The sequence below is a fragment of the Marinomonas sp. 15G6-16 genome, from assembly GCF_055809555.1.
Map to the genome: position 1 here is coordinate 2,142,309 of NZ_CM147916.1, position 25,852 is coordinate 2,168,160.

Sequence of the window (25,852 nt, forward strand, 5' to 3'; positions counted from 1 at the left end):
CGGAACGAAAGACTATGCCAAAACGTACTGATATAAAAAGCGTTTTAATTATAGGTGCTGGACCGATCATCATCGGCCAGGCCTGTGAGTTTGATTACTCTGGAGCGCAAGCGTGTAAAGCGTTACGAGAAGAAGGCCTACGAGTCATTCTTGTCAACTCTAACCCAGCAACAATCATGACAGATCCTGCGATGGCCGATGCGACTTACATCGAACCAATCGAGTGGAAAACAGTCGAGAAGATCATCGAAAAAGAACGTCCAGATGCGGTACTACCTACTATGGGTGGTCAAACAGCGCTGAACTGTGCTTTGGATCTAGAGCGTCATGGTGTGCTAGCTAAATACAATGTTGAAATGATTGGTGCGACGGCAGATGCCATCGACAAAGCGGAAGACCGTAATCGTTTCGACCAAGCAATGAAAGCGATTGGCCTTGAATGTCCTCGCGCTGGTATTGCGCACAACATGGAAGAAGCGTTAGGTGTACAACGCGAAGTTGGCTTCCCATGTATTATTCGTCCTTCTTTCACTATGGGCGGCACCGGCGGCGGTATCGCTTACAACATGGAAGAGTTTGAAGAAATTTGTACTCGCGGTTTGGATTTATCGCCAACCAACGAATTGCTAATTGATGAATCTCTAATCGGTTGGAAAGAGTACGAGATGGAAGTTGTCCGTGACAAAAAAGACAACTGCATCATTGTTTGTGCCATCGAAAACTTCGATGCCATGGGTGTTCACACAGGTGACTCGATCACAGTGGCGCCAGCACAAACGCTAACAGACAAAGAATATCAAATCATGCGTAACGCTTCTTTGGCGGTATTGCGTGAAATCGGTGTTGAGACAGGTGGTTCAAACGTACAGTTTGGTATGGACCCGAAAACAGGCCGTCTTGTGGTTATCGAGATGAACCCTCGTGTGTCTCGTTCTTCTGCTTTGGCATCGAAAGCGACAGGTTTCCCAATTGCGAAAATCGCAGCGAAATTGGCGATCGGTTACACACTAGACGAATTGCAAAACGACATCACTGGTGGTCAAACGCCAGCGAGTTTCGAGCCAGCAATCGATTATGTTGTGACTAAGATTCCTCGCTTCACTTTCGAGAAATTCCCAACGGCAAATGACCGCCTAACGACTCAGATGAAGTCGGTTGGTGAAGTCATGGCGATTGGTCGTACTTTCCAAGAGTCTTTGCAAAAAGCCTTGCGTGGCTTGGAAGTCGGTTCTGACGGCTTCAACCCACAGTTAAACTTTGCCGAAGAAAACAGCAAAGAGAAGCTAGCGTATGAATTGCAATCTCCAGGTGCGGATCGTATTTGGTACATTGGTGATGCATTCCGCTCAGGCATGACCATAGACGAAGTTTATGCGGCAACCGGTGTTGATCACTGGTTCTTGGTACAAATCGAAGATTTGATCAAAGAAGAGATTGCGCTTGCTGATAAAGGCTTGATCGACATGACTTACGACGTTATCCGTCGTTTGAAACGTAAAGGCTTTTCAGATTCTCGTCTTGCAAACTTGTTGAACGTGACTGAAAAATCCATGCGTGAGCGTCGTTACTTGATGGATGTTCACCCTGTTTACAAGCGTGTTGATACTTGTGCGGCGGAATTTGCAACAAATACAGCTTACATGTATTCCACTTATGAAGATGAGTGTGAAGCGGCACCAACAGATCGCGAGAAAGTCATTATTCTAGGTGGTGGTCCAAACCGTATCGGTCAAGGTATCGAGTTTGATTACTGCTGTGTACACGCGGCATTGGGTTTGCGTGAAGACGGTTACGAAACCATCATGGTGAACTGTAACCCAGAAACGGTTTCTACGGATTACGATACATCCGACCGTTTGTACTTCGAACCAGTAACGCTAGAAGACGTTTTGGAAATCGTACGCAAAGAAAAACCAAAAGGCGTGATCGTTCAGTTTGGTGGTCAAACACCACTGAAAATTGCTCGTGCTTTGCAAAACGAAGGTGTGCCTATCATAGGTACAACGCCTGAGTCGATTGACCGCGCCGAAGACCGTGAGCGTTTCCAAAGCATGATTCAACGCTTAGGTTACAAACAGCCTCATAACGCGACAGTACGTAGTGTTGAGCAAGCGGCGGCAAAAGCAGCAGACATCGGTTATCCGCTAGTTGTTCGTCCATCTTATGTATTAGGTGGCCGTGCGATGGAAATCGTTTATAACGAAAAAGAATTGATGCGTTATATGACAAGTGCCGTAAAAGTGTCTAACGACAGCCCTGTCTTGCTTGATCACTTCTTGAATGCTGCGATTGAGATCGATATCGATTGTATCTCTGACGGCCATCAAGTGGTTATCGGCGGTATCATGCAGCACATCGAACAAGCGGGTGTTCACTCTGGTGACTCAGCTTGTTCTTTGCCTCCATACTCTTTGTCTAGCGAAGTTCAAGACAAGATTCGCAACATGATTAAGAATATGGCGCTAGAGCTTGGTGTTATCGGTTTGATGAATACTCAGCTTGCGGTACAAGATGGTGAAATTTATGTGATCGAGGTTAACCCTCGTGCATCGCGTACTGTTCCATTCGTATCTAAGTGCATCGGTCGTTCTTTGGCTCAGTTAGCCGCTTTGGTTATGTCTGGCAAAACTTTGGCAGAGCTTGGTTTCACAGATGAGATTATCCCTTCTTACTACAGCGTGAAAGAAGCGGTTTTCCCATTCAACAAGTTCCAAGGTGTCGATCCGATTCTTGGGCCTGAAATGAAGTCAACTGGTGAAGTCATGGGCGTTGGCGATACTTTTGCTGAAGCCTTTGGTAAAGCGGTTCTTGGTGGTGGTACTGTGTTGCCAACATCGGGTTGTGCTTTCATCAGTGTTCGCGATATGGACAAAGAAGGTGCGGTTGCTGTTGCTCGCCGTTTGGCTGATTTAGGTTTTGACCTAGTTGGTACGGAAGGAACAGCGAAATACTTGACCGAAAATGGTGTTGAGGTTCGTAAAGTTAATAAAGTGAACGAAGGTCGTCCACACATTGTTGATATGATGAAAAACGGTGAAATTGATTACATCATTAACACCACATCAGGAACTCAAGCTATTACGGATTCTTCTGTGATTCGCCGTACAGCATTACAGCGCAAGGTTTGTTACACTACAACATTGGCTGGCGCTGAAGCGACTAGTTTGGCAATAGGCCTAACTGGCGAAACTAAAGTCAGAAGACTACAAGATTTGCACTTGGGGAAATAATGAAAAAGGTACCAATGACAGTAGAAGGTGAAGCTCGTCTTAGAGACGAGTTGAACCACCTTAAAACTGTAGTTCGTCCTCGCGTAATTGCAGACATTGCAACGGCTCGTGAACATGGCGATTTAAAAGAAAACGCAGAATATCATGCCGCTCGTGAAGAGCAGGGTTTTGCTGAAGGTCGCATTAAAGAGATCGAAGGCAAACTTGCAGACTCACAGGTGATTGATGTTGCATCTATGCCTGCATCAAGCAAAGTGATCTTTGGTACAACCGTGACACTTTACAATGTGGATACGGAAGATACGGTTACTTATAAGATTGTGGGTGATGATGAAGCTGATGTAAAAGAGAAGAAAATCTCTTATGCATCGCCAATCGCGAAAGCCATTATTGGGAAAGAAGAAGGCGACGAAGTTGCTGTTAAAATCCCAAGCGGTGAAGCCACTTACGAAATCGAAAAAGTTGAATATATCTAATTGATATAAAAGTAAACTTAAAAGCCGCTTAGTGAAATCACTAAGCGGCTTTTTTATGCCTATTGAAAAGGTACGAAACAAAAAAAGAGCGCTCATTGTGGCGCTCTTTTTATTGTCTGGCTAAGCGAGAAATGACTTAGTCTTGTTGGCTTCCGCAGCAACCACAGCTGTCTTCACTAGCAGCTTCGGCCCAGTGCTTCAACTTGGAGGTTTTACCTATGCCAGGGTTAAAGCTGTTTGTTGGGTCGATTTTCTTGTAGAAGGTTTTGAGCGTGTCTTTTGCTGCATACTCATGGCCCACGTTGTGTTCTGCTGGGTATTCTGCGCCTCTTTTGTCAAAGCTTGCTAGGATTTGGTCTTTCAAGGCTTTGCTATCCACACCTTTTTTAACGATGTAGTTTTGGTGCATAACATGGCAGAACAAATGGCCGTAATAGTATTTACGCGCGATTTGGTTTTCGATTTCAGGCGGTAATGTTTCAAACCATTCTTTCTCGTTACGAGGGAAAGCCACGTCTATGGTCATCATGCTGCCTAAGTCTGAGCTGTTCAGTCCGTGATAACGACCGATCGCACCGGCTGCTACAAAGCGGTGTAAGATGGCTTTTTCACCTTCTTCTGGCGTACATTCAAAGAAGCTACCGTCTTTGTCTTTGAAAAACTCAGTTAAATATTCACGAGCTTCATCGACACCGCCATTGCTGGTTTCAATGATCCAGTGATGTTCATACTTGTCACGGTATTCTTCCATGCGCTTAGGCAAATGATTTGGCCACAAATAGCTTAGCCCTTGCATGATTCGATCAGACAGTTTGCTTGGTAAAAACGAGAATTTACCAGCAATACGATCCACAGTACGTTTTAGTCCGAACAGCTTTGGAATGTATTTTGAGCCTAATTTATCAATGACGATGAAAGTGTCTTTACCGTATATTTTAGAGTCGTCATAACACTGGCGATGAAGGTATTCGCCTGATACTGGCAGATTTTCGAAGTTGCCTAACATGTGACGACGAATGTGGTAAAAATCTTCTGTGTCATTTGTACCAACATAGAAAACCTGTTGTTTTTCTGGAATGGCGAAAGTGTCCATACGAACCGCGAAGACGGCTAATTTACCCGCACAACCTGCGGATTCGTGTAAGCGACGACCGTCATTGTTGAAACGAGAAGGAGTGTCTGCGTCTACGTCACGAATACGTTCATGGTATTCGTTGTCGGAAGCACGCTTTTCAGTAAATTCGATGTCTTTTGCTTGGTATCTTTGGTGTTGTAGGTTGGTAAGAATTTCCTCAGGAGAATCGCCAAGGTGAATTCCCAAGTTGTTCACCAAGGATAAACTGCCATCTGCTTCTACTTGAGCAAAAATAGAAAGCTCTGTGTACGCTGGGCCACGTTGAACCAGTGCGCCGCCAGAGTTATTACAAATACCACCGACGATAGAAGCTCCGATACAAGAAGAGCCGATCACTGAGTGAGGTTCACGTCCATAAGGCGCTAAGGTTTCTTCTAGACCAAATAAGGTACTACCAGCCAGTGCGACGATTTGTTTTCCTTCATCGATTAGTTGAATCTGGTCGATGCGCATGGTGTTGATGATTACGATCGGGCGATCGTAGTCTTTACCGTCAGGCGTTGAGCCACCTGTTAAGCCAGTATTGGCTGCTTGCATGATGACGATAACATCTGCGGCGTTACAAGCTTTTAACGCTTCCCAAACTTCTAACAGTGTTGACGGACGCACAACGGCAATGGCTTCGCCAGAACCAAATCGGAACCCTTTGCAATAAGGCTGCATCTTGTCTGGGCTAGTTAAGGTGTACTGTTGACCAACGATGTTTTTTAGATTTCTTATCAGCGTTTGCGTTACATCAGACATTGGAATTCCTGTTGAGTGTTTGAGAAGGATTATAGGAAATATCGATTAGTAGATTTTAACTTAATAGAGGGGCGAGTTGTAATAAATGATATAGATCAAAAGAGGATAAAAACCATGCGTTTAGGAATCTGAAACTTAGTTTTCGCTGTTATGCTATATTTGGCGTCTATTTCATTACTTGTAAGGATACTCAATGGCAAGTCGTATTTTGTTGTCTGATTCTAATGACCCTCATTTTAATTTGGCTGTGGAAGACTGTATTTTTCGGTCTATGCCAGCGGATCAACGAGTGCTTTTTTTGTGGCGAAATGCTGACACAGTTGTGATTGGTCGAGCACAGAACCCATGGAAAGAGTGCAACCTAAAGAAGATGGAAGACGATTATATCAGCCTTGCTCGTCGTCAAAGTGGTGGCGGCGCAGTGTTCCATGATCTAGGTAACACCAATTTTACCTTTATGGCTGGCAAGCCTGAATACGATAAAGAAGTGTCTACTCGCATTGTTTTAGATGGTCTCAAAAAGCTGGGTATTGAAGGCTACGCCAACGGTCGTAATGATCTTGTGATAGGCGAAGGCGAAGAGATGCGAAAATTTTCTGGCTCCGCTTACAAAGAAGCCAAAGATCGAGGCTTTCATCATGGGACTTTATTGTTACATGCAGACCTGAGTCGTCTTGCCAATTATTTGAATCCAGATCCGAAAAAACTCCAATCAAAAGGCATTACTTCGGTTCGTTCAAGGGTGACCAATTTGGACAATTTGCGAGCGGATATTGATCACAATATGGTTTGTGACACCATCATCCAAGCTTTCTGTGAGTATTTCGGTGAGACGCCTGAGATTGAGCATATCTCGCCTGATGCGTTACCTGATTTACCAGGTTTTGTTGAAAAGTTTGAGCAGCAAAAAAGCTGGGATTGGAATTTTGGAAAATCACCAGAGTTTACTCATCAATTGGATGAGCGTTTTCAATGGGGCGGGGTAGAACTTCACCTTAATTTGCAAAAGGCTATTATTAGCGCGGCGCAAACTTATACGGATAGTTTATTTCCAGATCCAATAGAAGAATTGGCGAAACGCCTGATCGGTGTTGCTTATCTTCCTGATGCTATTGCCAAATGTGTAGATGAGCTGATCGAAGATTATCCAAGCCATTCAGCCAATTTAGAAGAGTTTAAGGCTTGGTTTGTGGAGACGATTGCTTAAATTATTGCATATTGTGCGATAGTCGAAGTTCTGGTGATTTGTTACTGTGACGCTAATTTCTATTTACTTCCCTAAGAGGGTATATCATGAAAAGCAATGCTTATTCAGCCATTGGAAAGGTGTTTCCCATTCTGCTTTTAAGCGGAGTCATTCTTCAAGGTTGTGCCAATGGTGCAAGTGATCATGGCCATAATGGGCCTCCGGGACCACCAAGACCGCCTTCTGCCGAAGATGAAGCCATTCAAGCTCGTTTAGGCGATACAAGTTCTTCTATGGGCAGCATTGCGATTCCTGATGCCGTTGAGGCCTGTGGTGACGATCATAGCTTTACTCGTTTAGTGTGTTTGATTGATATCCTCAAAGCCGACGTGTCAGATGACATATTGGCGAATTTACAGCTGGATTACTCGGTGGCCGAAGCGAAAAACTGGAGTAATTTACCCGCTGGTGCGTTTCCTGCGAGACCTGGCGTATTTTTGGGTGAGCTGAGTGTTGAACAACGCGGTGTGGTGAAGGCGATTCTCATGGAAGCCACAGGCGAAGAAGACAACGAAGGCTTTGATGAAATTGTACAAACCCTTAATGCGGACGATTATATAGGAACCGTTAGCACAGATTATAAAGCGGGTTACTCTTCTTATAATGGCAAAATTGCTTTCTTAGGTGAGCCTTCCGATCAGGGAACTTGGGAGCTGTATTACGGTGGTCACCATTTTGCTTTCTCTAACACCTATGTTGACGGTAAATTAGCGGGAGCAACACCTTCTTTTAGAGGCGTTGAACCTTTCCCCTCGTTTGAAATGAACGGTCGAACCAACATTCCTATGTTGCAAGAAAGAGATGCCTTTGCTGCTTTGCTTCATTCTCTTAGTGATGAGCAACTAGACGAAGCGCGCCTAGAAGGGACGTATCGAGATATTTTGGCAGGCCCACAAGCAGACGATGGCATTCCTGAAGAGCAAGAAGGATTAAGCGTGACTAAGCTAACAGGTGAGCAAAAAGCCCTGTTACTGGCGGCGGTAAAAACCTACGTGGGAGATATCTCAGAAGCGGAAGCTCAACATTACATGGATAAGTATACTGCCGAGTTGGATCGCACAGTGTTAGGTTTTTCTGGCACAACCGATGTGAACAGTGAAGACGATTATGTGCGTATTCACGGCCCTTCGTTATGGCTTGAATTCTCGTTGCAATCCAATAAATCTACGCCAGACAAAGGCAATCACCCTCACTCCGTATGGCGTGATATTACGGATGATTACGGCGGTCAAACAGAATGATCTTAACTTTTTTCTGGCGAGTGGTTGGACTCACATTGATGGCTTTTGCTGTCAATATGAGTTCCGCTTACGCACATTCTTTACCGGGCAGTGTTTTGACTTTTTCGCAGCAAGGTGCGTCGTTAAATCTGACAGTGACGTTTCCGCTGGAGGATTTAGCCATAGCTGAAGAGTATTTTCATAGGCTAGAAGAAAAACCAGTCGAAGCGCTTTTGTCAGAGCAGGATAAAGCGTATTTATTCGTCTATTTTCAGCAGCACCTTGAGGTTGAAAAGAACGCAAAGACGCTTCCTTATCGTCTAATAAATGCGGAACTAAAAAACGCCTATCATCATGATCTTGGAAATTATATGTTGGTTGTTTCTCATCTGACATTTTCTCTTGATTCGGACGAGAAGGCGCTGCCATTGACGCTTGACTACGATGCTGTCATGCATGAAATTCGCAGTCATAGAGCGACGGCTTATTGGCAGTCGGCAGATGGAGAACGTCAGAAATTGTCGAGCTTTCGTTATAAGAGAGTAGAAGGTAAATTACAAACTTACCTTCTGCATGACTGATAGGCTTAAACGCCTTTCTCATTGCCCCATAAATACACATGAAGTTGTGGTAAAACGGTGGCATCGAACCAGCCGCGCTGAATCACTTCATCCACTAAATTCAGCGTTTTCGATGTCAACGTCTCAATGCTTGGTGCCTCTTCTAATTCAAGGTTACAAGGCTGAAGATACAGGGGAAGGCTTGGGTATAAGGTTTTGATTTCTTCCGCCCAGATTAAATCCTTCTCGTCCGCAATGACGATCTTTAAGGTTTTGTCCGCACTTCCTGCTTGCTCCAAAGCGATATCAAAACGCATTTTATCGAACTTCATTTTACTGGAAGGCGGCTTTGGGCTGAGCGTAAGGTAATCGAGCTCAGCAAACCAAGCGGCACTGACACTGCCCTGAGTTTCCATGGCAAAGGTATAACCTTTGGCCTTGCCAAGGCGAATTAATTCTGACAAATCTTGAATGGCTGGATTTCCGCCAGACAAAGTAATCAAAATAGGTTTGCCACCGCTTAATACTTCGACTTGATTGAAAATCTCTTCAGCAGACATGTCTATCCAATCGTTCTTGTATTTTTTATCCACCGCATGAAGTGTGTCGCACCAACTGCAACGATAATCGCAACCCCCGGTTCGCACGAACACAGTTGGCGTGCCTATGAGCGACCCTTCGCCTTGTATGGTTGGGCCGAATATTTCTGAAATGGCAATCATGGTCGATACTCCGCCCATGTTTTTGGGGTTTCAGACACGCTCACCGCACTGACTTCTGGCCAGCGATTTTTGCTCCAATGGTACAGATGTTTAGCCAAACGCTCAGCGGTGGTGTTCTCAGCGCCAAGCACATCATTCAGATGACGATGATCGAGTTCTTCGTCGATATAAACTTTAAAATCAGCCAGTTCACGATAGTCTCTAACAAATCCGGTACTGTTCAATGTATCGGAAGCAAGTTCTATGATGACTTCATAGTTATGACCATGCAGACGACTGCAAGGGTGAGAATCGGGTAAGCCCTGCAATTGATGCGAGGCAGAAAATTGAAAGGATTTACGAATACGAAACATAATGCATTGTCCTAGTGATTAATAACAATGCAGCACTCATCCCCTAAAAAATTAGGTTCGTGTTTTTTACCTGGTGCTACGACAGGGCCAATAAAGGCGCGCGTAGTATACACGCACTTGTGTGTCTTCCATAGAGTGACGAAGGTTTGGTTATGTAGCATGAGCCGAATAATGAACGGAAGGAGAATATTCGTTTAGTGAAAAAGGTTTTCAAGTCACCTCAACTTTGGTGAATAGGTTGTTCTAGTCACGAGTTCGATTGACCCAGTAGTTAGGCCTTTGATGACTAGAGGCAATAGCAACGACCAGTAACAAATCGCCTCTAATTTGATAAATAATTGAATATGGAAATCGGTTGAGTAGGCATTTATGCGTGACTGCGCTAGTTTTTTGCCATGCCGTTGGGTGTAATTTAATTCGCTCTATTGACGACTCTAGTTCAGCAATGAACCTCAATCCAAGACCTTTATAAATACCGTCATAGTATTTGAAGGCATCATCGAGTTCCCTTTCGGCGATGTCTAAAAATTCTACATTCATTTATATTTACTTAGCACTTCAGACAAGGGCTTAGAGGTTAGCTGCTTTTTTTCATATGCTTCAATGCGAGCATCAGACTCTTGCGCCCAAATAGCGTTTAGCTCAGCATTTGGTGTATCTAAGCTTTCAAGTAGCTTTTCGACAAGCTCTACGCGTTCGTTCATTGAGAGTGATAGCGCATCTTCAACGATGTTTCTGTTTTCTTGAGCCATTTTATGTCCTCCTCGATTAAGTGAAAGAATAACACTGAACAGTCATGAGTTGTATCTACTCCAATATTGAATAATTAGCTTAAAGCAATCTTTAACCGCTCCAAGGCTATTTTAGGTTTTGGCGACTGAATTGAGAAAGCGTGTTTGTGCCGCTTAGAAAGCGGTGGCAGGAGTGCGAGGTTTGGGGTGGGTTTGGTTCTTGGGTGAGGTTGATTTTCTATTCGTGAGAAATTTATGATCGATTGAGCTCGTTTAAAATAAATTGTTCAAATTCATAGGCGAATTTATCTATGGTATTAATCGTATCTAGAACAGTACTAACCTCTAATAAAATATCGTTCTCATCTTTATCTTTACCATTTCTATGAACAAAATCATGACGATGGCGGACTATTTGTACAATATTACTCTCTGTATTTTTAAAGTCAGTGTTGAACATTGCTTTTGAAATGATTTTTATATTCTGGATATTATGGAAGCTGATATTTGAAAGTTCGTCTAACACAATTCCTATGACACCATTTTTTGAGTTATGTATTTCCTTCAAGCTTAGCTTCACAGCTCCAATATTTATTCTCTTATCAGTTATATGTATGGAGTTAAGTAAGTTATTCAAGATAAATTCATGGTTAGTTACTAGAGCTTTTATATAATCACTGATATATGATTCCATAATAGTAATCGCATGAACATAAGACATTTTTAGAAGGACATCTTCTGTCTCTTGAAGAAAACCATTCGTAATAATTTTTTTCAAATCAGATAAGTCATTAGTTAGATTTCTATAAAGCTTGGAATGTGAGTTTCTTAGGAACCATTGATATTCTGCTTCTGCGTCTTTATCAGCCAATCTTGACAAATATTCAGCCTCTAATTCTGACCAACCTGGAGTATTTTCGTCAGCATCATAGTTATCAAGTTGATCCTGTATCCAATCAAACTTGTCTTGCTCCTGCATATCAAACATATGTTCTTTAAGGCTGCCCATTTTTAATTCCTAGATGTTTATTTCTTAATAAATATGATCTTTTTTTAAATATTATAACTGAGCTTTCATGAATTAAAGGAGGAGATCTCTTTTATTATAGATTATTAAAAAAGCTAAGTGGCGTTTCGATGAGGTAGGCGCGAGTTTCGAAGAGAAACGCCGCTTGGTTTGATGTTATAGACAGAGGTGTGTCGGGTTAAAGTCGCGATTTACATGAAAGCTTCGTTTTCAACGGCACATTACGCTGCGCTCATCGTGCCCTACGATGTTTGTAGAGACAAAAAAACACCAGCCGAGGCTGGTGTTTTTAGTTCAGTGCTAGAAAGTGAGTTGTTTAAGACTGAGCTTTCTTGAAAGCTTCAATCAAAGCTTGAGTTGAGGCATCCAGTGCGCTGTTGTCGCTGTCGCTAACAAGGCGGTTGAAGATGTCTGTTCCCAGTACTTTACCCAGTTCTACGCCCCATTGGTCAAATGAGTTGATTCCCCAGATTGTGCCTTGTACAAAGGTACGGTGCTCGTAAAGGGCGATCAAGGCACCAACGGTTTCTGGTGTCATTTTGTCTGTCAGTAGGGTGTTGCTTGGGCGGTTGCCTTTAATGACTTTGTGAGGCGCAATGGCTTCTACTTGGTCATCCGATGCGCCAGCATCACGCAGTTCTTGTTTTGCTTGTTCAAGTGTTTTACCAACCATAAGTGCTTGTGATTGGCTTAGGCAGTTTGCAAACAATTGTGCGTGATGATCACCAATTGGATTATGGCTTGCCAACGGTGCAATGAAATCCACAGGCACAAGGCGTGTGCCTTGATGTAAAAGCTGGTGGTAAGCGTGTTGGCCGTTTGTGCCAGCGCCGCCCCAGATGATTGGGCCTGTGTCGGTTGCTACGCCATCGCCATTTAATAAATTCGCTTTACCGTTACTTTCCATGTCGAGCTGCTGAATGTGAGCAGGCATGGCGCGTAGGTAATGATCGTAAGGAATTAAGGCGTGAGTTTGCGCGTTGTGGAAATTGATATACCACACGCCAAGTGCGCCCATGATGACAGGTAGGTTTTCTTCAAATGGTGCTGTACGGAAATGCTCATCCATTTGGTGTGCACCATCGAGCAGTGCGTAGAAGTTGTCCATGCCAACCGCAATGGCAATTGGTAAGCCAATGGCTGACCAAAGCGAGTAACGACCACCAACCCAATCCCACATTGGGAAGATGTTTTCTTCCGCCATGCCGAAATCAACGGCTTTCTTCACGTTCGAGCTCACCGCAGCGAAGTGTTTACTTACTGTCTCTTGAGTGCCGCCATTTGCTAAGAACCAGTCACGCGCTGCGTTGGCGTTTGAAAGCGTTTCGAGTGTGCCAAAGGTTTTCGATGCCACAACGAACAGTGTGGTTTCTGGGTTCATTTGCTTGAGCTTGCCAGTGATGTCAGAGCCATCAATGTTGGCCACAAAATGCACTTTCACTTGTTCTTGGGCGTACGGTGTTAAGGCTTCTGCCACTACTTTAGGGCCAAGGTAAGAGCCGCCGATGCCGATGGAAACCACGTCAGTGATGTTTTTGCCTGTGTAGCCTTTCCATTCGCCACTGTGAAGCTGGGCAACAAAGTCTCCCATTTGCTTTAGAGTCGAGCGAACTTCTTCTAATACATTGACGCCATCTACCATGAGCGAGTCTTGTGCTTGGCTGGCGCGTAGTGCGATGTGTAATACTGAGCGGTCTTCTGTGTTGTTGATGTGAGCGCCGCTGAACATGCCTTTGATGGCTTCTTCTAGTCCAGCCTCTTTAGCTAGGTCTGTTAGCAAAGACAATGTTGTATCGTTTACGCGGTTTTTGGCGTAATCCAGAGTCCAACCAGCCGCTTGAGCTGTGTATTTTTGAGCGCGTGTTGAGTCCGCTGCAAACAAGGATGACATATCAACAGAGTGCATTTCTTGTTGATGGTCTGACAGCTTTTTCCAAGCTGTTAATTCTGTCGGTGAGTGCATTGCATTCTCCCTTGGTCGTAAAGTGAATGTTAGGCTAGTTCAAGGCGCAGGTTATCAATTAAACGTGCGCTGCCTAGGTATGCCGCAGCCAAAATGACTAGGCTCTTCTCTTCTTCTGACGGTGTTTGTAAATTATCTTGTGCGCGTATTTCAAAATAATCACGACGGAAACCAGCCGCTTCAAGCTTCTGTTGAGCTTGTTCGCGAATGTCCTCGTGACTCGCACTGTTTGTCATGAGCTGATCTTTTGCCCACAACAAGGTTTGGTACATTGCAGGTGCAATGCGTCTTTCTTCTTCTGTTAAATAGCCATTGCGTGAACTCATGGCTAAGCCATCTTCGTTGCGCGCTGTGTCTACTCCGATGACGCGAACGTTGGAACTTAAATCGCGCACCATGTCTTCAATAACTTTTAGTTGTTGAAAGTCTTTGTTGCCAAATATGGCACAGTCTGGCTGAACAATGTTAAACAATTTTGTCACAACCGTGGAAACACCAACAAAATGTCCTGGACGCGATGCGCCACATAGAATATCAGACAAGCCAACGACTTCAATTTGAGTTTGGCTGCGTTTGCCATCTGGGTACATTTCTAGCGCATCGGGTGCGAATAAGTAATGGCAGCCGTTTGCTTCCAGTAGCTTTTGATCTTCCGCCAATGTTTTTGGGTAACGCTCCAAGTCTTCGTTGGCAGAAAACTGCATTGGGTTGACGAAAATAGACGAGACAATGACGTCGCCTTCTTCTGTTGCTCGACGAATCAAAGACATGTGGCCGTCGTGCAAGTTCCCCATTGTTGGTACAAAGACAATGCTTTTATCTTGTAAGCGTTCTTTTTTTAATGCGGCTCTTAGCTCGGCAACGGTATGGAATGTTTGCATTATTTGAATCCGTGTTCAGGGCCAGGGAAAGTCATGTCTTTGACTTCTTTAATGTAGGCTTCAAAAGCTTCTGTGATGTTGCGGCCGTCGGTTAAAAAGTTTTTTACAAATTTTGGAATGTGACCTAAGTTGAGGCCAATCATATCTTGCAGTACCAATACTTGGCCGTCTGTATGCGGGCCAGCGCCAATGCCAATGGTCGGAATTGGAACGGCTTCGGTGAGGGTTTTACCCAGTTCGGTTGGGATGCATTCGTAAAGCAAAATATCGGCACCTGCTTCAACAAGTGCTAAAGATTCTTCCAAAATCAAATCAGCGGCTTCTTGGCTTTTGCCTTGTACTTTATAGCCACCAAATTTATGCACAGACTGAGGCGTTAAGCCTAAATGTGCGCAAACTGGAATGCCGCGTTGGCTGAGTAAGCGAACGGTATCTGCTAACCAACTGCCGCCTTCTAATTTCACCATGTTCGCGCCGGCTTGCATCAGCTTAGCTGCGTTGTCTAGAGCTTGTTCTGGTTTGCTGTAGCTCATGAACGACATGTCGCTCAATATAAAGGCATTGGTATTGCCTCGTTTTACCGCAGCTGTGTGGTAGCACATATCTTCGATGGTGACAGGTAGAGTACTGTCTCGACCTTGGATTACCATGCCTAATGAATCGCCGACTAAAATTGTGTCTACGCCAGCGACATTAAGTACGCTGGTGAAAGAGGAATCATAAGAAGTCACACAGGTGATTTTTTCTTTATCTTCCTTCATTTTTTTTAGGGTTGATAAAGTCACAGGTTTAGTGTGTTTGCTTTTTGCATTGTCTGAGTACATAGCTAGTCTTCTTTAATAAGAACCAAGTCGCTGGTATCAAGTTGTTGTAATTGCTCTGTAACGGTATTGCCATTGCCTAAGCGCATCTCTGGAGCAAGGTCGTTAAGTGGTTTTATAACGAAGCCTCGATCTAGCATGTGAGGGTGCGGCACAGTAAGGCGGGGAATTTGTATTTCCTCTGCACCATACAATAGCAGATCTAAATCCAGGGTGCGTGGTCCCCAATGACGTTCTCTTACGCGGCGTTGTGCTTGTTCGATACTTTGCAATAAATCGAGTAAAGCAATAGGGCTAAGCTCTGTGCTAAAGGTTGCGACAGCGTTGATGTAATCCGGTTGATCCTGTGGGCCAACGGGCTTGCTGCTATAGATAGGTGAGACACGAAAAGCACGTACGCTATTATGATTTTGTAGCGTCTCAATGGCTTGTTTAATTTGCGCAACGGGGTTTTTAAGATTGCTGCCGAGGCCAATATAAGCTTGTATCACAGCGTCGTCCTCTTATTCGCTAGCAGCTTCACTTGTTGTATTGGTGTTTTTGTTAGCGGGTCCGTTGCTTTTTCTGCGACGACGAGGGCGGCGTTTTTTAGGGCCTTCTTTGTCGTTGCTACGAGCGTCAATGCTTTTGATTAATTCACGCTGCTTGCTTTCAGTTGCGTGTTGGAATGCTTCCCACCAATCACCTAAGCCATTCAGTTGAGTGCCACTCATTTCTCGGATAAGTAAGAAATCAAATCCGGCACGGAAACGAGGGTGATCCAGTAATACGAAAGCACGTTTGCCGTAGCGTTTTGGTAGGCGGAACTGCATATCCCAAATTTCTCTCATTGGTGTGGAGAAACGACGTGGAATTGCTGTTGAAGCAACCTGATTATCGAGCACCATGTTAGCGGCTTGGTGTAGTGCCGGCGTTGTCGGCATACCTTGCGCTTCAAATTCTTCGTGGCGTAAGGTAACGCTCGGCCAAAGTAGAATTGCGTATAAGAAATACGGCGCAGTGGTTTTATCGTTTTGAATGCGATTGTCGGTATTTTTTAAACCTTGCAAGATGAAGGCTTCTGGGTCGATATCATCTCGCTTCCAGCCGCTTTGCAGTAAGGCGTCAGTATCTGGAAACAAATAACGGAACAATCCGTATTGGCGCAATAGGGCAAAAGTTTCTATGCCGTTGCCGCTGCCTAGTAGCTTTAAGACTTCTTCAAAAAGGCGAGCTGGTGGAATATGGTCCAACAAATGCGCCATTTCTTTAATTGGCGCTGCTGTTGATGCTTCTATTTCGAATCCTAGCTTACCGGCAAAACGAATGGCTCGTAGCATGCGCACAGGATCTTCTTGATAGCGCTGTCTAGGATCGCCAATGATGCGGATTTTTTTGTCTTCGATGTCTTTTAGTCCACCGCAGAAATCGTGGATGCTGAAATCTTGAACATTGTAATAAAGGGCGTTGAAAGTGAAGTCGCGTCGTTCGGCGTCTTCTTCAATGCTGCCATAAACATTATCGCGTAACACAATGCCGTGAGTTGAGCGGGCAGAGTCTTTACCTTTCAAGGAAGTTTGTGGCGTGCTTTCTTTGTCGTCTTGAGCTGTGTTGGCTCTAAAAGTAGATACTTCGATAATCTCTCGGCCGAAGGTTACGTGGACGAGTTTAAAGCGACGGCCGATCAGCCTAGAGTTTGAAAAGGTTGCGTGAACTTCTTCTGGCGTGGCGTTTGTTACTACGTCGAAATCTTTTGTTTTCGCGCCAATGATATGGTCTCGAATGCAGCCACCAACAAGGTATGCGTCATAACCTGCTTTATTTAAGCGATATAGCACTTTGACCGCATTTGGGCTTAAGTCTTGGCGAGATAAGCTGTGCTGGTCGCGAGGAATAACAATAGGGTATGACTGTGTCTTGGATGAAGATAACAGTGAGGTAGCTTTGTGTACCAGAGATTTTAATCCTGTAAGCATTAGACAACAAATTTTAAAGTTAACGAAAATGTATATTCTACACGTGATGTTGTGAAGTTACACGGATAAAGGGCTGATTTAATGTAATTCGATGTGTAGATTGAGGTGTTGTTGAAGCGAGAGGCGATTTACTAAAGTAGTAAATAAAATAATCGCTTTGGATACATGAAGATACTAGTTCCGAAAACAAAGTTAGTGCTGCTTTTGCAGTTCTACTTCTGTATTATTTTTATTTTTGCATTGTTTTCATTGCCCTAAGGCTTGAATATCTAAAAAAATCAATTATCCAAAGCGATTTTCCATCCACGACCTCAATTTTTTATTTTTGTTTGAAGAGGTCATGGTGTTCTTATATTTTATTTTTATTTTTAAGAACTTACATACGACGACTAACTTATTTTTATTCTTTGTCAATCTTCTTATCGTTGTGCCATGTATAAGGCATTTGTTGTGCCAAAAATAATAAGGTGCTGATTTTATTGTATTTTATGAAAATACTGTACACTTTTTTTACGATATTGGTTTTTATTTTTGGGTATTTTGGTATCAAGTGTTACCTTTATTCTGTTACTTTTCTGGGTATTGTCAGTTTTTGGCGTCTTTCCCATAAGCTTTTTCTTGATATGCCCAAAGAATGTGCAAGTTGGGTTTCTGTCATCTTGTGTTGGTGCGTAAGGACGAAATGCTTTAGATAATCGTCCAGTGTTGTGCCCTTCTGAGAGGTGGTATTTGATTCTAAAGTGTTGTCTATATTGTTTGATCTATTTTGCTGAGCGGCTAGTTTTAAGTTGGCTGCTTCCACTCTTTCTGGTGGGCTTAAAATAACGGCTCTTTCTATGGCATTTTCAAGTTCTCGCACATTTCCAGGCCAGTGGTGCGATCGAATCGCTTTGTCGAATGCTTGGTTGTAGTGGTAGGTGGGTTTGTTGTGTTTCTGACAGGCTTTTTCCAGTAAGGCTTTCGCGATCATGGATATGTCGTCTCCGCGTTCTCTCAGAGGAGGAAGGAGTAATTCCATAACGTATAAGCGGTAATATAAATCTTCTCGAAACAGGCCTTTTTTGACCATGTCGAATAGGTCTCTGTGCGTCGCTGCGATCAGTCGAATGCTGACTTTTTTGTACTCTGTTGCACCGACTCGTCGAACTTCGCCTTCTTGTAAAACTCTCAATAATCTTGCTTGTGCTTCTAGGGGTAATTCGCCTATTTCATCAAGAAAAAGTGTGCCTTTGTCTGCGGTTTTTATTAAACCGTCATGGGCGGCTGTGGCGCCTGTAAATGCCCCTTTTTCATGTCCAAACAGCTCTGATTCTATTAGGTTTTCTGGGATTGCTGCGCAGTTGATGCTGACAATCTGATTGTGCTTTCTGAGACTGGCATTATGAATGGCTTTGGCTACCAATTCTTTACCTGTTCCAGACTCTCCACGGATGAGCGTTGTGGCATCGGTTACAGCGATTTTTTTAATATCTTTGAAGAGGTCTAGCATTGGAGGGCATTGTCCAATGATACCGCTGTCTGGTGTTCCTAGGGGGAGTGAGTCTTCTGCATGAGAGCTTGTGTTAGAGAAAAGAACAGGGGTGGTTTGTTCTATGGTTTCTTTTTGCTCTAGTGCATCAACCACATGCTTGAGTAGTGTTTCTGGGTCTGTTGGTAAGGGAAGGTAATAAGCTGCCCCTTGTGACATGTTGTATGTGCCTGTGCTTAGGCTGGGCCTAGCGTCTAAGATGATATGGCGAGGTGTTTTTGGAAGTTCTGCTTCGTTGCTATTTAAGTGGTCGATGATTTCTTGATCAACCAATAAAAGATCGAATTCGCTGATTTCATAATATTTATCTACTTGCTCAAGTGATATGCCTGAGTTTACTTGAAAGCCATATCTTGATAGCCATTTTTCAGATTCTTTGAGTGGCGAGTGATCTGGGCAAATAATCATTATGCTGTGCATGAAGTGTCACCTCTTGTAACTGGTGTAACTATTATACACACGTAATTAAAAAGTGGTCGAGTTGGTGTGTCTCGCATTAGATGAGGGCGAGTAAAGGTTTTCTGAAGCTAAACCTTCAAGTGAGAATTAAGAGATGAAGTGCTGATCTTGTTCTTCGAGAGGTAGATATTTGATGTTGCGCAGTTGGTTTGGCTCCCAAGCGTCTATTGCTAGCTGTAAGGCTTCTTCGATTGACTGCGGCGAGCTTAGATTGATTTCTAAATAATGGAGTGCGCGTAGGAGTGTTGGAAGGTCGCCATCTTTAATCGGTTTTGCGTGGTTTTGCTTGCTGATCTTTTCGCCTGTTTTATTAGTTATAAGTGGGATGTGGCAAATGTTTGGTGGCGTCCATTCAAACAGATCGTACAAGTAGAGTTGCTGTGCTGTAGTTTCGATCAAGTCAGCGCCTCTTACGAGGTGTGTGATTTCTTGTAGGTGATCATCTACGACAACAGCAAGTTGGTAAGAGAAATAGCCATCTTTTCTTTTAAGGATAGGTGCGTTGTTTTTCAAATCATCGACAAAACTTAAGTTTCCCTGAATGGGGTCCTCGTATTCATAGATTACATCGCTGGTCTTTAAGCGCCAGGAGTGAGGTTGGTTTGTCGTGCTTTTGCAAATGCTCGGGTGGAGTCCATTGCTTTGAGCAAGAGATTGCCGTGTGCAGTTGCATGGAAAAACGAGTTGTTTGCTTTTTAAATTGGAGAGTTGTTGCTCATATATTTGAGTGTGGTTGCTCTGCGTTCTGATGTCTTTGTCAGAAAAAAGGTTGTAGCTGTAGAGGGTGTTGAGGATCTGGCTCGCAAAGCTTTCTTTGCAGCGAGTGCCATCGACATCTTCGATGCGGATAAGCCAGTCACCTTGGTGTTTTTTTGCATCCAAATAGCTCGCTAATGCGCTGACTAGGGAGCCAAAATGGAGTGGGCCGGTTGGCGAAGGTGCAAAACGGCCTCGATACTTGATCGACAGTGAGCGGAGATCGTTAGGCACTAATTTAGCCGCCGATTTGTCTCTCTTTAATCTCAGCCAATGTTTTGCAGTCGATGCACATAGTTGCTGTTGGGCGAGCTTCTAAACGGCGAATGCCGATTTCGATGCCACACTCATCGCAGAAACCGTAGTCATCGGCGTCAATGCGTTCCATTGTCTGAGTGATTTTCTTCACCAGTTTACGTTCACGATCACGAGCACGAAGTTCTAGGCTGAACTCCTCTTCTTGACTGGCTCTGTCGTTAGGATCAGCGTAGTTTACTGCCTCTTCTTTGAGGTGGTGAACCGTGCGATCAACCTCTTCCATCAGATTTTGCTTCCAGTTGAATAGAATGCTTTTAAAGTGCGCCAACTGGTTCTCGTTCATGTATTCTTCGCCGTCCTTAGCAACATAAGGGGTGAAGTCTTTCATTAATGAATCAGGGTTCATTTCTGGCATAGCATTGCCTCACTTCGCAGGTGTCCCTTGTGGTAACCTGTAAACTAATAAGATTAGGTGGTTTAATTTTCGGCCGGAAACTTACCAGATAATTTCACCGTAAACCACTATTTTTTACGCAAACGTCTATGAAAAGTTTAAAAAAGGTAGAGAGTGCTTAATGAAAAAGCATAAATTGGCGGCACGAGTTGATGACATTGCACCGTTTCAGGTAATGGCTATTTTGGAGCGAGCGAAGGCGCTTATGGCGCAAGGGGAAGATGTTATTCATCTTGAAATTGGTGAGCCAGATTTTGTCGCGGTAGAAGACGTTAGTCGAGCAGGTATTCAGGCGATCGAAGCGGGCAAAACAGGTTATACCTCGGCGACAGGCTTGCCAGAGTTAAAGCTGGCAATTAGTCAGGACTACGCCAATCGCTATCAAGTTGATGTGGCGCCAGAAAGAATTATTGTGACGCCGGGCGCTTCTGGAGCCTTGTTATTAATGGCGTCTTTAATGGTGGATGCTGGTGATGAGGTTTTGATGCCAGACCCTTGTTATCCCTGTAATCGACATTTTCTTGTTCAGGTAGGGGCGACTGCTAAGCTCATTGAGACTGACGTTGAGCGTGGGTTTGAGATGGATTTGGCTAGCTTGCCATCAAACTGGAGTGATAAGACGGCAGGATTGTGGTTAGCGTCGCCGTCTAATCCAACAGGAGCGGTACTGAGTAAAGAATACATAGCGAATGCTTGGAAAGCTGTGCAGAAGCAGGGCGGTCATTTGCTGGTTGATGAAATCTACCAAGGCCTTGTTTATGAAGGTGAAGATTTCTCTGCATTGTCTATCAATGACAATATTTTTGTTATTAATAGTTTTTCAAAATATTTTGCGATGACTGGGTGGCGTTTAGGTTGGTTGGTTGTGCCTGAATGGGCGATAGGTGGGGCGACTAAGTTGGCGCAGAATCTATTTATTTCTGCTCCAAGTGTTTCTCAATATGCTGCCATTGAGGCTTTTTCTCCTGCTGTGCTTAGTGAGTGCGAAGAGCGTCGAAAAATATTGAATGCACGTAGATTGGTTTTACTGGCAGGACTTAAGAATATTGGCTTGCCCGTTGTTGCGCCGGCGCATGGTGCATTTTATGTCTATGTAGATGTTTCCTCCATTACCGATAATGCAATGGAGTGGTGTCTGGCTTTATTGGAAAGTGAAAAAGTGGCTTTAACCCCGGGAGCCGATTTTGGGGTTAAAGATGCTCATAAATACGTTCGTTTTGCTTATGCTTGCGATGAGCAGCGGCTAGAAGAAGCTTTGAGTAGAATCGCTCGCTTCATAAAAAGTTAGCTGGTTTACGTGGGAGGTTGAGTGTCTTTGGCGAAACTCAACCTCTTCGTCTGATTAAAATAACGCCAGCCAAAAGACAGACCAGAATGGGGATGCTCACACCAAAAACAGGTGGAAAGTCGACAGCAACACTCATTCGACCAAATAAATTTAATCCGTTCTGAAATGCAATTCCTATTAATACGCCAGAGAATACTCGCCCGCCCATAGTGGATGATCTTAATGGTCCAAAGACGCTGGATAAGGCCACAAGAACCAAAGCAAGAGAGGCTAAAGGTCGTAACGCTGTCATCCAAAACTGTAACTCGTATTGGGATGAGTCGAGCTTTTGTAGGCTAAGGTATTTTTGGTAGCTTATTAGTTGGCTTAAGGACAAGGCCTCTGGGTCTTGAGAGGCCAAAAATAAATGTTCTGGTTGTATGTTTATTGTCCAAGTGTTTTGAGAAAGGTTTTTTGAATCAATATGATCTGAATAGAAGGTCGTTTCCATAACGCTATTGAGTTGCCATGTGGAGTCTTCTATATGTTGAGCACTTTCGGCAGTAATGATGTGGCTGAGTTGCTGCTCATTGGGTGAGAAAATTTGTACGCCATAGAGCTTTCCTTCACTGTCTGCGGCATCTATATAAACAAAGTTATTGTCTGCTTTGAGCCAAACACCACCGCTTAGTGAAAACTCACCACTTTTTTGGTCTTCAACTTTTGTGATTAAGTTGGCCTTTTGTTCCGCAGCGGGTGCCACAAATTCAGAAATACCTATCCCTAGCAATGAGATGAAAAGAATTGGTTGGCACGCGGAGAGGCCGATTCGCCAGATAGGCATTCCTGCCGCTCTCATGACGGTTAATTCTGATGTGGAAGCAAGCGAACCTAGGCCAATAAGAGTGCCAATTAAAGAGGCGATAGGAATGTATTCTGAGAATTTTCCGGGCAAGCGCAGGGTCATTACTTGGAGTAAAGATTGAATGGTATAGCTTTCATTTACTTTTTTGATTTGCTCGATAAATGTGATGGTGAAATCTAAACCAAGCAGCACTAAAGACACTATTAAAAAAGACCATAAAACACTGTTGGCGATGTACTTGTCTATTTTATTCATAAGTGCTTTTGCTCGTTAGCTTTGCTTTAGTTGGCTTGTTGGTGCTTTTCTGCGACGTGCAAATACTTGGTTGTATTGCATGAAAAGTGCCGCCGCTATAATGGTAAAGACACCATGAATCCACCATAAACCTAAGTGGGTAGGAATGTGTCCTTTCTCTATCCCGGTTCGACCCCAAATAAGCATGGCGATGTAAAAGATCATAAGAAGAATGGCTGGAAGCATTTTGAAGAAGCGCCCTTGGCGAGGATTTACCTGGCTCAGGGAAAGCCCAATGATGGCTAATACTGGAATCATGATAACAAGAGAAATTCGCCACTGGAGTTCTGCTTGATCTAAGGTTTTTGGGCTTTTTATGAGCTCAGTAAGGCTTTTTGTGTGGGGTTTACCAATAATTCCTGTAGAACTATTTTCCATTCGAACAGCGTAAGTATCAAATTGGGTCACTCGGTAATTTGCCGTGCCTGGTTTGCCTTCGTATCGAGTGCCATCTTTAAATACAAGATAGCTTTGGTTGTTTTCAGCGGGAACGGAAATTTGTTCAACATAAGCGGCAAGAGTTTGTACCAGTGTATTGCCGCCTTGTTTGCGAACAATGTCTGAAAGGAAAACTTGGTTTATCCAGCCTTCATCAGGGGTAAAGCTTTCTGCGTAGATGGTCTTTTGTCCACTGCCTTCAAAACGGCCAGGTATTAATAAGTCGAAAGAAGAGAGTTGGCTTTGCTCTTGTGAGGCTTCCTCTGCTTTGTATTCGCTGTACGGTGCAATCCAGAAATTAATACTGCCACTTATTGTGGCTACAATCATGGCTATGCCCAGAGTGTAACCTGCCAGTTTCATTTTGCTGATGCCACTGGAAAAGAGGACTGACATTTCATTTTCTATATACAAACGACCAAAAGCGAGTAATAGAGATAGAAAGAAAGCTAGTGGTAGTACCATTTGTACGAAGCTTGGAATATGGTAGCCAAGGATGATAAATAAGAACTCGAAGGTCATTTTGCCTTCGGTTATGCGGCTTAGGTAGAAAGAAAAGCGGCTGCCTAGCGTCACAAGTAATAAAATAAGGGTGACGCCAGCGGTTGACACAAGTACTTCTTTCGCTAAGTATCTGAATAGTCTCAAAGTCACCTCTGGATGAATGCTGCTTTTTGAACGTAGAGTTGATTACATATCTAAAGCCCCCATTATCTCGTGGTAAGAAGGACATTATCCAGTTTTTTTTGAAAGTTATTTTTTTGAGGAATTTTCCATGAATATGGCGTTATTTGATCGCTTATCTACTGCTCAAGCGGATTTGCTTGTGGTGTTTGTCCCTAGTGAAGGTGATTTTTCTGAATCGACTTCTTGGGTAGATGAAAATTCTGCAGGGCAAATTTCCCAGCTGCGAGCAACAGGTGTTTTTAAAGGTGGTGTGGCGCAAACACTATTAATGCCTAGTGTCTCTCAAGACTTTGCTCAGGCTGTTTTGTTGGTTGGTATTGGTAAAGATGCTCAATTGAGCGATATGCAGGCGCGTAAAATAGTGGCGGCTGTCGCAGCGCAAATCAAAGGTTTACCTTACGCGAAGGTTGCGGTTGCTAATGGCTCATTGAATTTGAAGAATCGTTCACAAGCGGATGTAGTTGCATTAGTGGCGCAATGGCTGAATGAAGGTTTTTATAACTTCTTAGGCTTTAAAAAAGATGATTCAGAAAAAGCGACCAAAGTTGAGTCTTTGCTCATTGAAGGCGATGACGAAGCGGCTTTAGCCATAGGTACAGCAACGGCAAGTGGTTCAGCATTTGCTCGTCAGCTTGGCAACTTGCCAGGAAATGTATGTACACCAAGCTACCTTGCGTCGAAAGCTCAGCAATTATCTGAAGAATACAGCATTGATGTTGATTTGCTTGATGAAACCAAAATGGATGAGTTAGGTATGCATTGTCTATTGTCTGTAGGTCGTGGCAGTGATCAACCAAGTTACTTAATCGTGATGCATTATCGTGGTGGCGAGCAAGATGAAGCGCCTCACGTATTATTGGGTAAAGGCATTACCTTTGACACAGGTGGTATTTCATTGAAGCCAGGCGCGAAAATGGATGAAATGAAATATGACATGTGTGGTGCGGCAAGCGTTTTCGGTACCATGAAAGCCATTTGTGAATTGAAGCCAAAACTAAACTTTACGGCTGTTATCGCTGCTGCTGAAAATATGCCAAGCAGTCGCGCGACCAAACCAGGCGATATTGTGAAAACTATGTCTGGTCAAACAGTTGAAATCCTTAATACCGATGCGGAAGGTCGTTTGGTGTTGTGTGATGCCTTGTCTTACATTGAGCGTTTCAAGCCGAAATCTGTTGTAGATATTGCAACCTTAACCGGTGCCTGTGTTGTTGCTCTTGGTAGCGTGAATTCAGGTATGTATGCCAATAACGATGATTTGGCTACAGAGTTGAAAGAAGCAAGCCAAGTAGCAGCAGACAAAATCTGGCAAATGCCGTTGGATGAAGAATACCAACAACAATTGGACAGTAATTTTGCAGACATCGCCAATATCGGTGGTCCTGAAGCGGGTTCTGTCACCGCAGCTTGTTTCTTGTCTCGTTTTACAGGTTCTTATCCTTGGGCGCATTTGGATATTGCGGGTACGGCGTGGACCGGCGGTGCAAGTAAAGGTGCGAGTGGTCGCCCTGTTGCTTTATTGACTCGTTACCTGTTGGCGAAAGCATAAGCTAAAAGCCAATGGCGGATGAATGAAAAGCAGTGGTAATTTTTTACCGCTGCTTTTTTGTATGTAAAAGCGAGTGCTATCAAGGTTTTATTTTTCTATTTGGTTTGCTTGTTGATCGGGCAAAGTGAGTGAGGGTGGACTTTTAAGTGCTGCAATGCGAAAGTTGAAAAGATAAATAATGGGATGAGCCGCTTGATGTGCTCAGCTGTCGAATTTTGTTTTTAAATATTGGT

Annotated in this window: 23 protein-coding genes; 7 read left to right on the forward strand and 16 right to left on the reverse strand. The window is 43.8% G+C overall.

Going from position 1 to position 25,852, the window contains the following annotated elements; all coding sequences use genetic code 11:
* The first annotated feature begins 14 nt into the window (after window positions 1-14).
* Window positions 15-3,230 carry a carbamoyl-phosphate synthase large subunit gene (gene carB / locus AC0L46_RS10335; RefSeq protein ID WP_473503391.1) on the forward strand — a complete coding sequence of 1,072 codons (3,216 nt, stop codon included), beginning with the start codon at window positions 15-17 and terminating at the stop codon, window positions 3,228-3,230.
* Window positions 3,230-3,706 carry a transcription elongation factor GreA gene (greA, locus tag AC0L46_RS10340; protein WP_414681771.1) on the forward strand — a complete coding sequence of 159 codons (477 nt, stop codon included), beginning with the start codon at window positions 3,230-3,232 and terminating at the stop codon, window positions 3,704-3,706. Before carB ends, greA begins: the two co-directional genes overlap by 1 nt.
* Window positions 3,707-3,842: 136 nt before the next feature.
* Here the strand turns inward: greA and dld are convergent, their stop codons facing one another.
* Window positions 3,843-5,585, reverse strand: a complete 1,743-nt coding sequence (gene dld / locus AC0L46_RS10345) for a D-lactate dehydrogenase (protein ID WP_473503393.1) — start codon at window positions 5,583-5,585, stop codon at window positions 3,843-3,845.
* A gap of 193 nt (window positions 5,586-5,778) precedes the next feature.
* Here dld and AC0L46_RS10350 point away from each other — a divergent pair, with 193 nt between their 5' ends.
* From AC0L46_RS10350 to AC0L46_RS10360, 3 genes are all read left to right on the forward strand, one after another.
* A complete protein-coding gene (locus AC0L46_RS10350) occupies window positions 5,779-6,792 on the forward strand; it encodes a lipoate--protein ligase (RefSeq protein ID WP_473503395.1) in 1,014 nt (337 codons plus the stop codon).
* 86 nt (window positions 6,793-6,878) lie between these two features.
* Complete coding sequence (locus AC0L46_RS10355) at window positions 6,879-8,072, forward strand: DUF3500 domain-containing protein (protein ID WP_473503397.1); 1,194 nt, start codon at window positions 6,879-6,881, stop codon at window positions 8,070-8,072.
* Window positions 8,069-8,632 carry a hypothetical protein gene (locus tag AC0L46_RS10360; RefSeq protein WP_473503399.1) on the forward strand — a complete coding sequence of 188 codons (564 nt, stop codon included), beginning with the start codon at window positions 8,069-8,071 and terminating at the stop codon, window positions 8,630-8,632. The genes AC0L46_RS10355 and AC0L46_RS10360 overlap by 4 nt, the downstream gene beginning before the upstream one ends.
* A gap of 5 nt (window positions 8,633-8,637) precedes the next feature.
* On the opposite strand, the gene queE is transcribed toward AC0L46_RS10360, so the two are convergent.
* The 13 genes from queE to dksA form a co-directional block, all read right to left on the reverse strand.
* Window positions 8,638-9,333 (reverse strand): 7-carboxy-7-deazaguanine synthase QueE, encoded by a 696-nt coding sequence (gene queE, locus AC0L46_RS10365; RefSeq protein WP_473503401.1) that lies wholly within the window; start codon window positions 9,331-9,333, stop codon window positions 8,638-8,640.
* Entirely contained in the window at window positions 9,330-9,686 is a 357-nt protein-coding gene (gene queD / locus AC0L46_RS10370; RefSeq protein ID WP_473503403.1) for a 6-carboxytetrahydropterin synthase QueD, read from the reverse strand. The genes queE and queD overlap by 4 nt, the downstream gene beginning before the upstream one ends.
* Before the next feature lie 243 nt (window positions 9,687-9,929).
* Window positions 9,930-10,226: a type II toxin-antitoxin system RelE/ParE family toxin gene (locus tag AC0L46_RS10375; protein WP_473503405.1), complete on the reverse strand. Its 297-nt coding sequence runs from the start codon at window positions 10,224-10,226 to the stop codon at window positions 9,930-9,932.
* A complete protein-coding gene (locus AC0L46_RS10380; protein WP_473503407.1) occupies window positions 10,223-10,438 on the reverse strand; it encodes an addiction module protein in 216 nt (71 codons plus the stop codon). Before AC0L46_RS10380 ends, AC0L46_RS10375 begins: the two co-directional genes overlap by 4 nt.
* Before the next feature lie 232 nt (window positions 10,439-10,670).
* Window positions 10,671-11,426, reverse strand: coding sequence for a HEPN domain-containing protein (locus tag AC0L46_RS10385; protein WP_473503409.1), 756 nt, complete (start codon window positions 11,424-11,426; stop codon window positions 10,671-10,673).
* Window positions 11,427-11,760: 334 nt separating this feature from the next.
* A complete protein-coding gene (gene pgi / locus AC0L46_RS10390) occupies window positions 11,761-13,407 on the reverse strand; it encodes a glucose-6-phosphate isomerase (RefSeq protein WP_473503411.1) in 1,647 nt (548 codons plus the stop codon).
* A gap of 29 nt (window positions 13,408-13,436) precedes the next feature.
* On the reverse strand, window positions 13,437-14,288 hold the full coding sequence (gene panC, locus AC0L46_RS10395; RefSeq protein ID WP_414681779.1) for a pantoate--beta-alanine ligase: 852 nt from the start codon (window positions 14,286-14,288) through the stop codon (window positions 13,437-13,439).
* Window positions 14,288-15,112, reverse strand: coding sequence for a 3-methyl-2-oxobutanoate hydroxymethyltransferase (gene panB / locus AC0L46_RS10400; RefSeq protein ID WP_473503413.1), 825 nt, complete (start codon window positions 15,110-15,112; stop codon window positions 14,288-14,290). The genes panC and panB overlap by 1 nt, the downstream gene beginning before the upstream one ends.
* A gap of 2 nt (window positions 15,113-15,114) precedes the next feature.
* Window positions 15,115-15,597: a 2-amino-4-hydroxy-6-hydroxymethyldihydropteridine diphosphokinase gene (gene folK / locus AC0L46_RS10405; RefSeq protein ID WP_473507132.1), complete on the reverse strand. Its 483-nt coding sequence runs from the start codon at window positions 15,595-15,597 to the stop codon at window positions 15,115-15,117.
* Window positions 15,598-15,612: 15 nt separating this feature from the next.
* A complete protein-coding gene (gene pcnB / locus AC0L46_RS10410) occupies window positions 15,613-17,064 on the reverse strand; it encodes a polynucleotide adenylyltransferase PcnB (RefSeq protein WP_414681781.1) in 1,452 nt (483 codons plus the stop codon).
* 559 nt (window positions 17,065-17,623) lie between these two features.
* Window positions 17,624-19,012: a sigma-54-dependent transcriptional regulator gene (locus tag AC0L46_RS10415; protein WP_473503415.1), complete on the reverse strand. Its 1,389-nt coding sequence runs from the start codon at window positions 19,010-19,012 to the stop codon at window positions 17,624-17,626.
* A 126-nt stretch (window positions 19,013-19,138) separates the two neighbouring features.
* Window positions 19,139-20,041, reverse strand: coding sequence for a tRNA glutamyl-Q(34) synthetase GluQRS (gene gluQRS / locus AC0L46_RS10420; protein ID WP_473503417.1), 903 nt, complete (start codon window positions 20,039-20,041; stop codon window positions 19,139-19,141).
* Window positions 20,042-20,045: 4 nt separating this feature from the next.
* Window positions 20,046-20,480: an RNA polymerase-binding protein DksA gene (gene dksA, locus AC0L46_RS10425; RefSeq protein ID WP_347984124.1), complete on the reverse strand. Its 435-nt coding sequence runs from the start codon at window positions 20,478-20,480 to the stop codon at window positions 20,046-20,048.
* Between the two features lie 160 nt (window positions 20,481-20,640).
* On the opposite strand from dksA, the gene AC0L46_RS10430 reads away from it, so the two are divergent.
* Window positions 20,641-21,807, forward strand: coding sequence for an aminotransferase class I/II-fold pyridoxal phosphate-dependent enzyme (locus tag AC0L46_RS10430; RefSeq protein ID WP_473503419.1), 1,167 nt, complete (start codon window positions 20,641-20,643; stop codon window positions 21,805-21,807).
* 37 nt (window positions 21,808-21,844) lie between these two features.
* Here AC0L46_RS10430 and lptG read toward each other — a convergent pair whose 3' ends face one another.
* Together lptG and lptF are read right to left on the reverse strand one after the other, a co-directional pair.
* Entirely contained in the window at window positions 21,845-22,906 is a 1,062-nt protein-coding gene (lptG, locus tag AC0L46_RS10435) for an LPS export ABC transporter permease LptG (RefSeq protein ID WP_473503421.1), read from the reverse strand.
* A gap of 15 nt (window positions 22,907-22,921) precedes the next feature.
* The gene (gene lptF / locus AC0L46_RS10440; protein ID WP_473503423.1) at window positions 22,922-24,037 is read right to left on the reverse strand and encodes an LPS export ABC transporter permease LptF; all 1,116 of its coding nucleotides are present in this window, start codon (window positions 24,035-24,037) and stop codon (window positions 22,922-22,924) included.
* A 121-nt stretch (window positions 24,038-24,158) separates the two neighbouring features.
* Here lptF and AC0L46_RS10445 point away from each other — a divergent pair, with 121 nt between their 5' ends.
* Complete coding sequence (locus tag AC0L46_RS10445; RefSeq protein ID WP_473503425.1) at window positions 24,159-25,619, forward strand: leucyl aminopeptidase; 1,461 nt, start codon at window positions 24,159-24,161, stop codon at window positions 25,617-25,619.
* Window positions 25,620-25,852: the final 233 nt, after the last annotated feature.